This is a genomic window from Glaciimonas immobilis (assembly GCF_011947285.1).
Taxonomy (GTDB): Bacteria; Pseudomonadota; Gammaproteobacteria; order Burkholderiales; family Burkholderiaceae_D; genus Glaciimonas; species Glaciimonas immobilis.
Genome location: NZ_JAAOZT010000006.1, coordinates 513,369 through 525,698 on the forward strand (window position 1 = coordinate 513,369; position 12,330 = coordinate 525,698).

General features: G+C 48.5%; 10 protein-coding genes and 1 tRNA gene. 6 read left to right on the forward strand and 5 right to left on the reverse strand.

Annotated features, from left to right (window positions below):
• Nucleotides 1-23: 23 nt before the first annotated feature.
• From HAV38_RS11380 to HAV38_RS11395, 4 genes are all read left to right on the forward strand, one after another.
• Nucleotides 24-902 carry an alpha/beta fold hydrolase gene (locus HAV38_RS11380; protein WP_245182327.1) on the forward strand — a complete coding sequence of 293 codons (879 nt, stop codon included), beginning with the start codon at nucleotides 24-26 and terminating at the stop codon, nucleotides 900-902.
• Nucleotides 903-1,045: 143 nt separating this feature from the next.
• Nucleotides 1,046-1,396 (forward strand): RidA family protein, encoded by a 351-nt coding sequence (locus HAV38_RS11385; protein WP_168055419.1) that lies wholly within the window; start codon nucleotides 1,046-1,048, stop codon nucleotides 1,394-1,396.
• Between the two features lie 7 nt (nucleotides 1,397-1,403).
• Nucleotides 1,404-3,668 (forward strand): RelA/SpoT family protein, encoded by a 2,265-nt coding sequence (locus HAV38_RS11390; protein ID WP_168055421.1) that lies wholly within the window; start codon nucleotides 1,404-1,406, stop codon nucleotides 3,666-3,668.
• Between the two features lie 139 nt (nucleotides 3,669-3,807).
• Nucleotides 3,808-3,882: transfer RNA gene (locus HAV38_RS11395), tRNA-Val, on the forward strand.
• Nucleotides 3,883-4,178: 296 nt separating this feature from the next.
• Here HAV38_RS11395 and HAV38_RS11400 read toward each other — a convergent pair.
• On the reverse strand, nucleotides 4,179-4,595 hold the full coding sequence (locus tag HAV38_RS11400; protein ID WP_168055423.1) for a cupin domain-containing protein: 417 nt from the start codon (nucleotides 4,593-4,595) through the stop codon (nucleotides 4,179-4,181).
• Between the two features lie 673 nt (nucleotides 4,596-5,268).
• Here HAV38_RS11400 and HAV38_RS11405 point away from each other — a divergent pair.
• Complete coding sequence (locus HAV38_RS11405; RefSeq protein WP_168055425.1) at nucleotides 5,269-7,119, forward strand: alkaline phosphatase family protein; 1,851 nt, start codon at nucleotides 5,269-5,271, stop codon at nucleotides 7,117-7,119.
• Between the two features lie 352 nt (nucleotides 7,120-7,471).
• Here the strand turns inward: HAV38_RS11405 and HAV38_RS11410 are convergent, their stop codons facing one another.
• The 4 genes from HAV38_RS11410 to HAV38_RS22280 form a co-directional block, all read right to left on the reverse strand.
• Complete coding sequence (locus HAV38_RS11410) at nucleotides 7,472-7,879, reverse strand: cupin domain-containing protein (RefSeq protein ID WP_168055427.1); 408 nt, start codon at nucleotides 7,877-7,879, stop codon at nucleotides 7,472-7,474.
• Between the two features lie 552 nt (nucleotides 7,880-8,431).
• A complete protein-coding gene (locus tag HAV38_RS11415; RefSeq protein ID WP_168055429.1) occupies nucleotides 8,432-8,848 on the reverse strand; it encodes a Cache 3/Cache 2 fusion domain-containing protein in 417 nt (138 codons plus the stop codon).
• Nucleotides 8,849-9,768: 920 nt separating this feature from the next.
• Complete coding sequence (locus HAV38_RS11420) at nucleotides 9,769-10,218, reverse strand: class I SAM-dependent methyltransferase (protein ID WP_168055431.1); 450 nt, start codon at nucleotides 10,216-10,218, stop codon at nucleotides 9,769-9,771.
• Between the two features lie 497 nt (nucleotides 10,219-10,715).
• A complete protein-coding gene (locus HAV38_RS22280; protein ID WP_168055433.1) occupies nucleotides 10,716-11,165 on the reverse strand; it encodes a phytanoyl-CoA dioxygenase family protein in 450 nt (149 codons plus the stop codon).
• Between the two features lie 506 nt (nucleotides 11,166-11,671).
• On the opposite strand from HAV38_RS22280, the gene HAV38_RS11430 reads away from it, so the two are divergent.
• Complete coding sequence (locus HAV38_RS11430) at nucleotides 11,672-12,232, forward strand: PEP-CTERM sorting domain-containing protein (RefSeq protein ID WP_168055435.1); 561 nt, start codon at nucleotides 11,672-11,674, stop codon at nucleotides 12,230-12,232.
• Nucleotides 12,233-12,330: the final 98 nt, after the last annotated feature.

Consider the following 12,330-nt stretch of genomic DNA (forward strand, 5'->3'; position numbering starts at 1 on the left):
GTATGCCCAACCGGACGTCGCTAATGACCTTACCTTCGCATAAGACTGTTCAATGTATTTCTCCCGTCGGCCTGCATTCAATGGCATATCAAGAATGGGGCGATCCTCATAATCCAAACGTGTTGCTATGTGTGCACGGTGTGACCCGCGTTTCCGGCGATTTTGATCAATTGGCGCGCTCATTATGTGACACTTATCGCGTGGTATGTCCTGATGTGGTTGGTCGTGGCCGGTCAGGGCGCTTGCATGATCCACGCTATTATGTCGTTCCGCAATATGTCAGCGATATGGTGACTTTATTAGCCAGATTGGATGCAACTACGGTCGATTTGGTAGGCACTTCGATGGGTGGTCTTATCGGTCTTGGACTCGCGTCGCTGCCAGATACGCCAATCCATAAATTAATTCTCAACGATATCGGGCCCAACCTTAATCCCGACGCACTGAAGCGAATTGCTGCCTATATCGGTGCCGATATGCGGTTCGCTACTTTTGAGACGGCGGCGGCTTACATTAAATCGATTTCTCTCACTTTTGGCGAGCATACTGATGTTGAGTGGCATAAGTTAGCGGCCGACGTTCTTCGCCAAAATGCAGATGGAGAGTGGGTACGCCATTACGATCTGGGTCTGGCAGTCCCCTTTGCAACGTCTACGATCGAGAATTACAAGGCCGCGGAAACCATGATGTGGGCAGCGTATGATGCTATTAAATGCCCCACATTATTGATACGTGGCGCACAGTCCGACCTGTTGCCGCACGAAACCGCGCTATCGATGACACAGCGCGGTCCTAATGCAAAACTGGTCGAATTTGCCAATGTAGGGCATGCGCCGACGTTCGTACATGCAGATCAGATTGCAGTAGTCAGCGATTTTTTGTTTGCCGCAAATTACGCTTGAGTTCTGATTTCTGGGCAGGTGATGCGTAACGCCGCTCCTAAGGTGATGGCGTCCAGCAAAGGATTTGATGGCTTACTATACGTGTGCTTTCAGCTCAACTTTTATACTTTAGCGGTATCGTTTTTTTGTATTAAGGACATAATATGAGCATCACCCGGTTGCATGTAGGAAAACGATTGTCAGAAGTAGCGATATTTAACGGAACGATTTATCTTGCAGGGCAGTTGGCGGAAGACGTCAGTCAAAATATTGAGGCGCAAACGCGTGAGACGTTAGGCCATATCGATCGCTTGTTAGCCGAGGCTGGCAGCGACAAGGATCATATACTCTCGTGCCAGATTTATTTGGCTGATATTAAAGATTTCGCTGGCATGAACGTGGCATGGGACGAATGGGTCGCTGCAGGAAATTCACCTCCGCGGGCCACCGTCGAAGCCAAGTTGGCGCGACCAGAAATTTTGGTCGAGATTGTCATTGTTGCCGCTCAAAAGTAGATAGTCGATGGTCGCCATTGCCTCAACCCAAGACGCCGCTCAGGTCCAGCTTTGCGCTGGGCTGAGTGACGACGACAGCGCGCGCGTATTAAAGGCGCTGGCGTTTGTCACGCCTTTGTATGAAGGTAACGTCATCACGACCGGTCAGACCGCCTTGGAATTCTCCCAAAGTGTTGCCAACATTTTAGCGATCCTCAATACCGATGTTGAAACCCGCATCGCTGGTCTGATATTTGAACTACCGCTGGTTGATCCCGCTAATCTAGCAACGATAGAACCGTTATTTGGTAAAGAAATCCACGAATTAGTTATTGGTGTGCGTCAATTAATGCGCCTGCACGGGTTCACTTTTACCTTGCCACAAGAGGTCATGCGCGGCAAGAACGCTGCACAACAAGCCGCTACTCAAGTAGAAACGTTGCGCAAAATGTTGTTGGCGATGGCCAGCGACATGCGCGTGGTGTTAGTGCGGTTAGCATCGCGCCTGGCTGCGTTACGTTATTTTGCAGAGCAAAAGCTGGAGAACGACTTAACCTGCCAGTATGCCCGTGAAACCCTGGATCTTTACGCCCCCTTAGCCAACCGTCTGGGTGTCTGGCAATTGAAGTGGGAGCTGGAAGATCTCTCGTTTCGCTTCATTGATCCGGTCACCTACAAGCGCATCGCAAGGATGCTGGAAGAGCGCCGTATAGAGCGTGAAAGCTTTGTTGAGGTTGCGATCACCCGTTTGCGGAGCGAACTGGCCGACGCTGGTATCAAGGCAGAGGTATCCGGACGACCAAAACATATCTATAGTATCTGGCACAAAATGCGCGGCAAGGAGCTCGACTTTTCTGAGCTTTACGACGTGCGCGCGTTTCGTGTCATCGTTGAAGATGTCAAGACTTGCTACACGGTATTGGGGATCGTTCACAATATATGGGAGCCGATTTCGAAAGAGTTCGACGACTATATTTCGCGCCCCAAGCCAAACGGCTATCAGTCATTGCATACAGTGGTGATGGCGGAGGATGAGCGCGCGCTGGAGGTGCAAATTCGCACTAACGACATGCACCATTTTGCGGAATACGGCGTCGCCGCACATTGGCGCTACAAAGAGGCGGGCGGGTCAAACTTTTCCGCCCAAAAATATGATGAAAAAATTGCGTGGCTTCGGCAGTTGCTAGCCTGGAAAAGCGAAGTAGCAGACGCCGTTGCCGGGCACGAAGATAGCCGTCGCGAATGGCTGGAAAAGTTGAAATCAGCGACGCTGGATGAGCATATTTATATATTGACGCCGCAAGCACGCGTGATCGAATTGCCAAACGGTGCAACGCCCATTGACTTCGCCTACCACCTGCACACAGACGTCGGACACCACTGTCGCGGCGCGCGGGTGGACGGCGTGATGGTGCCGCTGAATACGGTGCTCAAAAATGGTCAGACCGTTGAGATCATCACGGCTAAAACTGGCGCATTAAATGCTGGGCCATCACGGGACTGGTTGACGCCCGGCTATGCTATCAGCACGCGCACGCGTTCCAAAGTACGCGCATGGTTCAATGCAATTGAACAGCAAGAAACGCTGTCGACCGGTCGCGGGCTTCTTGATAAAACGCTCCAACGCGAAGGTAAGACAGCGGTCAATCTTGAAGAGTTGGCGCGCAAATTAGGTTTTTCCAAACTGGAAGAATTGTTGTTAGCGTTGGGTAAGGACGAATTCAGCTTACGGCATGTAGAACAAGGGCTGCACGATGAAGAAGCCGTTAAATCAGCGCCCGGTGATACCCAGCAAGAAGAAGCCGCTATCACCCGTAAGAGTCGCCCATCCAGTGTAGAGCATGGCGGTAAGACGGGCGTTCTGGTGGTCGGTACAGATGGTTTAATGACGCAACTGGCCAAATGTTGCAAGCCTGCGCCACCGGACCCGATCGTCGGTTTTATCACCCGGGGTAAAGGCGTTTCCATACATCGCGAAAGCTGCAAAAACTTCGCTGAAATGCGCATCAAAGCACCCGAGCGCGTCATTCAGACTACTTGGGGCGCTCCAGCCATTGAGACTGTGTACCCGGTCGATATTTTTGTGTTGGCTAGTGATCGCCAAGGACTGCTGCGTGATATTTCTGAAATTTTTCTACGCGAAAAAATTAATGTAATCGGGGTCAGTACGCAAAGCGCTAAAGCCCACGCGAGAATGGCATTTACGGCTGAAATTGCCTCCACTGCGCAATTGCAAAAGGCGTTGACGGTGATACGTGAAGTCACTGGGGTTTTGGAAGCCAAGCGACAATAAAGTGCGGCAACACGCAACGGTACAGTGCATGCCAATGCTGTTGCGTACTATGATTTGTGCGATAATTTACGTCTTCGGCAACTCATCAGAACCATACCGAGAAATTTTTCGATGCCGACAGATACATAAACTGCCAAACGGAAGGTTAGCTCAGGGGTAGAGCATCGCACTCACACTGCGAGGGTCGCAAGTTCGAAACTTGCACTTTCCACCAGAATTTTTCAATAAATCAAGGACTTAACCTATAACTCCTTGATCTCTAACGTCATGTAGCAGTGATTTGGCAGTAAATTTTTTTAACTCGCTACAGTTTGTCTACGTCAATGCCGTTTTCAATCCATTTTTCATAATGCTTCGTAATCATCGTCGTGTCCACGTGCGCCATTTGCGTTGCAACGTACAGTGGGTTCGCGCCCAGCATCAACAAGCTTGAGGCGAATGTGTGCCGGGTGGGTTTGCGGTATCGCACGTCCCCTCTTAGTCGCCACATCAATGCCATAGTCGCCGTTGTTACACTTCGTTAGACGAATCGTACGGTAAAACTTGCTCGTGTTCATCGGGCTGGTTGCGCGCGACGATCGCTCTCGCGGGTATCGTCGCACTCAAGTTGAATGGTTGGTGTGGCACGCCTGGGGGAATAAACAGAAAGTCACCTGCTTCGGTTATGACCGACTGGCATAGTCCGGGTCCATATCGTGTCTCGACACTCCCCTCCAGCACGTAGATTCCTGTCTCGTAGCCGCAGTGCACGTGAGGTGCGGCGTGGCCCCCTGGCGGTACGACGACGAGGTACATCGATAAGGCTTTAGCTCCAGCGGTGATTGCTGAAATGCCCACGAAGTAGGGCAAGCGTTGGCTCGTTGCAATTTCCCGATTGGGGTGCACCGTGACCAGAATCGCTTCCGCATCAGTTAAGCCGTCCTGCATGTGTGCTCCTCCCGAATTCCGAGTAGACGCTGCCCTTGAACTCACTCCGCTTCAACGCTTAATGAGGCGTTTCGAAACCCTGACTGCCTGATGTGAAATTGTACACCGAACGGTTTGCACGGCCTCGGATGGGAGCCTTTTGCTTAGCACTTTGTACAGCACACCACTCGTGGTTCGTAGACGAAAGCAATTTCTTCCAAGTTTTTCACCCTACTTTTATAAGATAAGCTTCATGCGTTGGGACTGTTAAAAAGGCTGGGGATTTAGGTCGTCACTCGGCGCAGGGGCCTCAAAAATTGCGTTATATGTTCTGAAAACCTTACTGTTTTTAACAGTCTCTTTATCATGCGGAATGACAATGCCGATCGAGTAATTGAGAGTTGTTCGCCATTCTGGCTTAGTAGTTAAGCTGTCGTGCTATAAAAAATAGTGCGCTTACAGTCGCATAGCCAATCAAAAAAGTTCTCGCAAATCGCATAGCCTAACAATTATTCATGACATAGATATAACAAGCAGTGCTATTTAAAAAAATGAAACATTTTATCAATCCGGATTTCTATTTCCCTTGATTTCGCTACTTTTTTGCCGGATATTACCCCGTTATGCACTTTAGTGTACCAATCACACTTAGCAGAAATGTTCCAAACACATTTTCGCGCCCGGGAGAACCACAATGAGGTTTCGAATTAAACAGCTGTTAAAAATTGTTCTTGGCATTAGTATCATCGTCGCTACAAACGGGGCACAAGCCGCCGACAAAGCACACAATGTGATTTTATTTGTGCCGGATGGACTGCGGGCGCAGATGGTCCGACCAGATACGGCGCCGACTATGTCAAGCCTACGTGATGCTGGGGTGAATTTCGCGAACAGTCATTCGTTGTTTCCCACCTTTACGACTTCAAATGCGTCGGCGATGGCAACAGGACATTATTTAGGAGACACCGGAAACTTCAGTAATACGATCTACACTGGCTACCCGGTACCTGGCGCTGGTGCATCGGTTACGCCCTTCCTGGAAAGCGATCCCGTACTCGGCGACGTTGATGAACACTTTGCCGGCGACTATCTGAACGCCGAAACAATTTTGAAGGCGGCACGCAAGGCAGGGTTTAATACGGCCTCTATTGGCAAACTTGGGCCAGTGTTGATTTTTGATCATACAGAGCGTTCAGGACAAAAAACCATTATTGCCGATGATTCAACTGGATCAAAAAATGGAATCCCAATCGCGAAATGGGCAGCAGATGGCCTATTGGCCGCCGGGTTGCCATTAACGGCGCCATCGCGTGGAGACAACGGAAAGTCAGGTTCGGCGGTCACGGCAGGAACGCTTTCTGCAAACGTAGAACAGCAAAAATGGTTTTCCCAGTTATTTACTAAGGTCGTGCTCAAGAAATTCAAGCAAGACCAGAAGCCATTTGTTGCAGTATTCTGGTCTCGCGATCCCGATGGTACGCAACACAATCAAGGCGATAGTTTAAATAAGTTGGTTCCCGGGATCAACGGACCTACATCACTTACCGCGATCAAGAATGCAGATGATAACTTGCGAGAAATACGTGACGCGCTAATTGAATTAGGGTTGGACAAAAACACCGATATTGTGATCTCTGCGGATCATGGTTTTTCAACGATCTCAAAGCAAAGTTCTACTAGCTTTGCCGCGAAGGAACGTTACCCGGACGTTCCAGAAGGATTCTTGCCGCCAGGTTTTCTTGCTAAAGATCTTGCCCATGCACTTGGTTTCGCCTTGTGGGATCCAGACCAGCAGAATGCTCCGATTCCGACCAATGCTCATTCAAAATTTGCGAATGGCGTGCTCGGTGACAACCCAGACGTGCCATTAGTGGTCGTGGCCGGGAATGGTGGCTCTGATCTGATTTATTTGCCGTCGACCTCAGGCCAAGCTGATTCGCAAAAATTAGCCGAAAAAGTAGTACGAGCTTTACTTGCGCAGGATTATGTAAGTGGCGTGTTCGTCGATAGCCGCCTGGGCACATTCCCCGGCACACTAACGCTGAAAGACATTAACCTACAAGGTTCAGCGATTACACCGATGCCCGCGATTGCCGTGAATTTCAAATCGTTTTCAACGGGCTGCGATATCGCCAATATCTGTGCGGTAGAAATTGCCGATACAGGCCTGCAACAGGGACAAGGTATGCATGGCAGCTTCAGTCGAGCTGACACATTCAATTTTAATGCCGGTTATGGACCGGACTTCAAGAAGCAATTTGTGGACACTGCACCGGTAAGTAACGCTGATATAGGAAAGACCATTGCCGCAATCCTTAAGTTGAAGATTCCGAATCAAGGAAAACTGGTTGGACGCGTAGTGACCGAGGCAATGCCCAGCGGAAAAATGCCACGGGTGATTAAAACAACGCGTAGGTCGCTTGCATCGGATGAAGGATTGCGTACGATATTGATGTATCAAGAGGTCGGTAAAACTCGATATTTTGATGCTGCCGGTTTTCCTGGCAAGACCGTTGGCCTGGAAGACATCAGTTTCGCTAAATAGCCTTAGGCCTGATATTTGGTTACAACCCCGATACTCACGTGATATCCGGGAATACCTGAAGTTTTTTAACGATGCTGATGTTCATGCGTATACGTTCTGCAATAAGTGCGGCTTCCGCCGCACTCAGCGCCAGCTGAGTTAACAGCGTTTTCGCTCGTGGCGAATTCGGGCGCTCATGCTTTTAATTTATCGTGGTCCATAAAATTGCCCATCGTTGGTTTTTACCCGTTACGGTATCAAGGATGGGCAATTACATAAATCGTTTTACAGTCTCTTCGTTCATTTAGTTTTAATCCCACAATAATCAACCTGAAATTGGGTAACTGTTAGCTCAAGCCTGAATGAAAATTTATCAAGTCATTAGGTCAGATATGCTCATTATTGCCACGGTTTTCCCTGTATTTTTTGCTCCTTCTTTCCCTCCTGCCATACAAGTCCATATTGTGTCTTTCTTCACGAGGAATTCTCCAGCCCCTTGGTCAACGCGCAGTTCGCCTTCCCGCATGTGACAGATCATTGCATTTGTCATGGGATGCATCTCGAAGACCGCGCCAGGCTGAAAAGTCATTTCCCGAAGCTGCACTTTAGAATAACCTGGAATCATAGATTTTCCTTCTCCCAAGGTTTTTAGTGTCACCCCGTCTCCAACTTTTGTTTGTTCTCCTACTGCTGCTATCGCTGCGGTAGGAGAACAAACCACCCACGCCGAAATAGCCCCAAGTCCCGTCATCAAAGTTTTCCTTTTGGTAAGGTCGGTCATTTGATTACCTCTTCTTAATTATTGAATTATTGCCCCTTTACTCCCTGTTCACCACGTCAATTAAATGACTTACTCACTTCATCATAAGCACTTAGGCAATAGAAAACAGCCGCGAGAAAGGTAAAAAAGCTGATCTTAATCAATTTACTTTGAGTTTGAATTCAGGTGCGGACGTCAATGTTACTTTCATTAATGATCGTGCCGCGAGGGCTGCATAGTGGAAACACAAGCGCATGCAGGTCGGCCGCACATCCGAGCAGTGGAAGCCTCGGATCAAACAACCGGAATTGGCTTAGAACGTTTAAGGGCCAGGGAGGGCGCACTCGCCATTGAAAAATTCCAAAATATTAAGCCGTGGCGCCGCGACATTTACCCAACGACAATGAGACTTACTTGAGGGTGCCGCAGGACCGGGCTCAGCTTATTGGCCATGGACTAATTGGCCAATATGCCGACCACCTTCCGCTTCACTCCCAGTCGGTTATGAAGGTGCGCGAGGGCGTCAACAAGGACGGGAATTAATGACCGCTTGGCTTCAAAATCATCGCCAATTCATTGCGTTTTGGCATACCCAACGTAATAAATCCCAATGACCTTTCCACTTAAGTCCCGTATCGGCTCATAGCCTGTCACATAAGGCTTCCCGAGGATATTCGCTTCACCGTAGTATGACTTATCAGAGCGAATGGCCGCGACGGCCTTGCCCTGCGGGTCTAATACGGTGCCGATGGCCCGCGATCCATCATCTTTTTGCACATTCGTTGCTACACGAACAAAGTCCTCGCCACTCTTAACGAATAACGTCGCAGTGCTGCTTACCTCGTTCTTGACTTCATCAACAACGGCATAGTTGTTATTCATTTTTTTAGTTCCAAAGTACAATGCGGGGACGGATTTTCCAACAACCATGTCCTCCCCCTCTATCTTTGCCGCCCCTAATTTCTCGGTCTTGGACTTCAATGATGCCATTGCTTGTTTTACGCTTTCTAACGACTACCCCTGAGATATAGCAGGGAAAAAAATCAAACATGCCAATGCCCATACCACCTGCGCAACCGTACGCGCGATGAAACGCTTTTGCGAGTTGTTCGAGTTCATGTCAGCCTTCGATTGCCATCGATTGCTATAGATCGCTATAGATGCTGGAGCCACCGGGTAGCCGGTTACTCATGCGTCTAATTGTGTTATCGGATGCGGCGCTTTGCCTGTCAATGTCTGCCTTTCTTATGCACTTTCAGGCACGCAAGATTATAGGTTAGGATTGGTGCATACATGTTCGCCCTTGGTTTTCCAAGCATTTAATCGATAAGAAAGCTGGTGAAAATTGTAGCCATATGTCGGAGTGTCTATGAGGTGTTCACCTCTAGCGCTGATGGAATATGCTGGCCGGCCAATCGGTCACGTTTACGTGCCACGTGCCGCGGTAAACCACCGGACCTTGCAATAGATTTTCCGACTCTATACTTGGAAACCCTTGCTGAATATGCTTCGCATGCTTCAAGTGCGCATCATTCGCTGAACCAACTTTCTTTCGCAGGTGCGCCAAATCAGCTTTTCTTACTCTCGGTACCAAGGTCTTGTCGATTGCGTCCAGGACAGCCTGAAGATAAATTTTTATTATCGACGTAAGCCTTATCAAACTCCGCTCCCTTAAGTCCCATTCCGGTCCAATATTTTATTTGGGTAAGAGACCGGCAAACAATATGCGGCCCGCCAGAAATCGGCCGATTGGTTTTAAGAGCCACATTAGCAGCCGGTCGATTTTGGCTAAGGCCACATGGCGCTCAGGCACAATACGCGTAATGCAAAAATTAAAGTGTTTGAACATCGTAAATTTCGCAACTGGCGCGGTGATCAGTAAAATATCCCTTTCACTCAACTTGCGCTCGTCAACAGTGATGTAGGGATTTGGCTTGCCATATATGAATTTTTGCACCTTTGGATACAGGCATTCGACTAGTCTGGACTTTCGTATTAAATTTGGTGAAAGTGTGCGAATAGATTTCGTCCACAATTAACATCGCGCCAGACTTAGCCACACGATTGATTTCTCGTATTGCCAGCGGTATATCCACATGATGCAGAATATTGGGGGCTACAACATAATCGAAAAAATTATCGTCGTAGCTCAACTCCTCGGCAGGCATTTGAGCAAAGTGAACCCTTATGCCTTCACGGGCCGCCAATTGCCGTGCGATGTTCAAGCATTCGGGGCTAAGGTCAAATGCGTATACTTCGGCACCGAGCATGGCAATGCGAAGTGCATCTTCGCCAAAACCGCACCCCACTATCAGCACTCGCTTACCTCTAAAATCGAGCGTCATCAGATAGTCGTACATTTGCCAGTAAGTATTCCACCATCGCCGAGTCGGATTTTTTGGAACGTCCAGTGAGAACAGCTAAGACATTATGTTCTCGTTTTCTCTTGCATGAGCGCGATGGTACTCAAGTTCGTTTTTTGACGTTCGGTCAGCGCTGTAAGATTTTTCATGTACGGCTCCAACCTAGCTTGTGATTAATTAACCCCCTAATCCGAACAGCGCTTAAATAAAATCGCCAGAAAGGCCCGCCTTATATTGTTATGACCATTTTTGGCAAAGTAGTTCACAACGGACTCAATTCGGAGGGTTGACATTAATCTAGTGTCGTTGGATGAGCATGCTCGCTGCCAAAGATTTCATTGGATTTGACTCCGTTATATAAGGCGAGGAACGCCAGAAAAAATGATGCAAGCAACGATGCTAAGCGCAAAGATGTTGGCTTGACGGATTGAAAATACTGCTCTTCACGCAGTGTACTTTCCTATTCATAATTGCCTTACAGGGAATTTATTTCGTCAATATTTTTTCACATCTGACGGAAAGAGCCGGTTGATATAACGGTCTAAAGGCAATGCCCGCTGGCTCGTCCCTGGCCGGTAATGATAAAGATAGACTGGCAGCAAGGAGTATTGAATTTGCAGTAGCAATCGCGGCCGCTGGCGAGGGACTATGCCTTTGTGTATGCCGTGGGTATCTACCGCGAAGCCAAATCCCGCAGTACCCGTAATGCTTACGATTTTGTCCTCGCCGTACGCCTCCATTATTTTTGCGTCACCGTAGCCACGTAGCCGCATGGCGCAGTGTTCATGATGCGTTCCTTGCACAAACACATGCGGGCCACTGTCATTGTCTACATCAGTCAGGTACACGAAGACTTTAATAAAGCGCCAGTCATCGTAGTCGCGATGGAACGCCTGCAAACCCGATCCCGTTTCAATGTTTGGGAAAGACCAGCGCAGCCCCATGACGGAAATGGTGGGCTTGCATCCAATGTAATCGGCTGCCAGCCGGAGCTTCTATACCATCTCACGCGGCGTTTGGTAAGCACGTATGGCGTACCTTGCGTGTAAATGTGGATGAACCGAACCGTCACTAGCGACCAAGGGAGCCGTCACCAACCACTCACGGACAATCGGCCATCAATCCATAACTTAGATTTCTCATTTTTTAATCCATTTCATATTATTAGCGAGTTGGTAGCGGACGGTGCAGGCTGATCAACTCCTTTCAGCAATTCGCAAAAAATAAAGTAGCTAGCCGCTGTCGGCTCATCACATCTTCTCAGAATCCGCGTTTTTAAATTTGCCTTTATCCGACGTCAATCCGACAGCAAGCGTTTCAGATGGGGCACTGAATCGCGGAATTTATAAAGGCACCAGACGGCCGTACCTGCGTAAGTTCAGCAGCTAATATTAATAATACAATACAGAAATAAGTTGCATTTTATGAATTTACTTTTCATAATGCCAACATGAAAAATTTATTTAAATACATCACTTTGATTTGCGTTCTAGCGGCCAGTTCTGCGTCTCAAGCAGCCCAAACCTATGCGTATACAATTACATTTTCGCCAAAAGCTATTGCATCAGGGACATTTACCGGGGAAGCAAATGGTGATTTGATTACCAGCCTGTCAAATATTACCGCCAGCCTCAACGGGGTGGCATTCCATAACAATGGAAATTTGTATGCCGCTTCCTGGAGTAATGGCACCTGGAAAAATGGCGGTGCCGTCGCTTCTATCGACGGGAAGCATAATAATTTCCAATTTACGGACGTCAACTATCCCGCCAATCAGCAATATTCAGGTGAGCTGGCTTCCTTTGCTCAATATTCTTCGACAACCAATGCCAATAATGTTTGGCTGAATGGCTCACCGGCTCAGTATTACTCCAACAACTCCGCGAGCTGGACTTTACACGCGATCACCCCTGTCCCCGAGACAGCAAGCTATGCGATGCTATTGGTTGGTTTAGGGCTTTTCGGTTTCATGTCACGCCGCCGTAAGGCGGTTCTAATGTCGCATTGCTGACCAAAAGGGGACAATTTTCGTTAAGGAACTGTCCCCGTCAAACTGGACGGACTTGTTTTGCTAACGCATAAAATTGGTTGGCGAACGTCATCGTGTTT

What these genes read in the sequence shown, in the direction of transcription:
- HAV38_RS11380 (WP_245182327.1), top strand. Translation starts at nt 24, where the DNA reads ATGACCTTACCTTCGCATAAGACTGTTCAATGTATTTCTCCCGTCGGC.
- HAV38_RS11390 (WP_168055421.1), top strand. Translation starts at nt 1,404, where the DNA reads ATGGTCGCCATTGCCTCAACCCAAGACGCCGCTCAGGTCCAGCTTTGC.
- HAV38_RS11410 (WP_168055427.1), bottom strand. Translation starts at nt 7,879, where the DNA reads ATGACCGACCTTACCAAAAGGAAAACTTTGATGACGGGACTTGGGGCT.
- HAV38_RS11400 (WP_168055423.1), bottom strand. Translation starts at nt 4,595, where the DNA reads ATGCAGGACGGCTTAACTGATGCGGAAGCGATTCTGGTCACGGTGCAC.
- HAV38_RS11385 (WP_168055419.1), top strand. Translation starts at nt 1,046, where the DNA reads ATGAGCATCACCCGGTTGCATGTAGGAAAACGATTGTCAGAAGTAGCG.
- HAV38_RS22280 (WP_168055433.1), bottom strand. Translation starts at nt 11,165, where the DNA reads ATGGGGCTGCGCTGGTCTTTCCCAAACATTGAAACGGGATCGGGTTTG.
- HAV38_RS11420 (WP_168055431.1), bottom strand. Translation starts at nt 10,218, where the DNA reads ATGTACGACTATCTGATGACGCTCGATTTTAGAGGTAAGCGAGTGCTG.
- HAV38_RS11430 (WP_168055435.1), top strand. Translation starts at nt 11,672, where the DNA reads ATGAAAAATTTATTTAAATACATCACTTTGATTTGCGTTCTAGCGGCC.
- HAV38_RS11405 (WP_168055425.1), top strand. Translation starts at nt 5,269, where the DNA reads ATGAGGTTTCGAATTAAACAGCTGTTAAAAATTGTTCTTGGCATTAGT.
- HAV38_RS11415 (WP_168055429.1), bottom strand. Translation starts at nt 8,848, where the DNA reads ATGGCATCATTGAAGTCCAAGACCGAGAAATTAGGGGCGGCAAAGATA.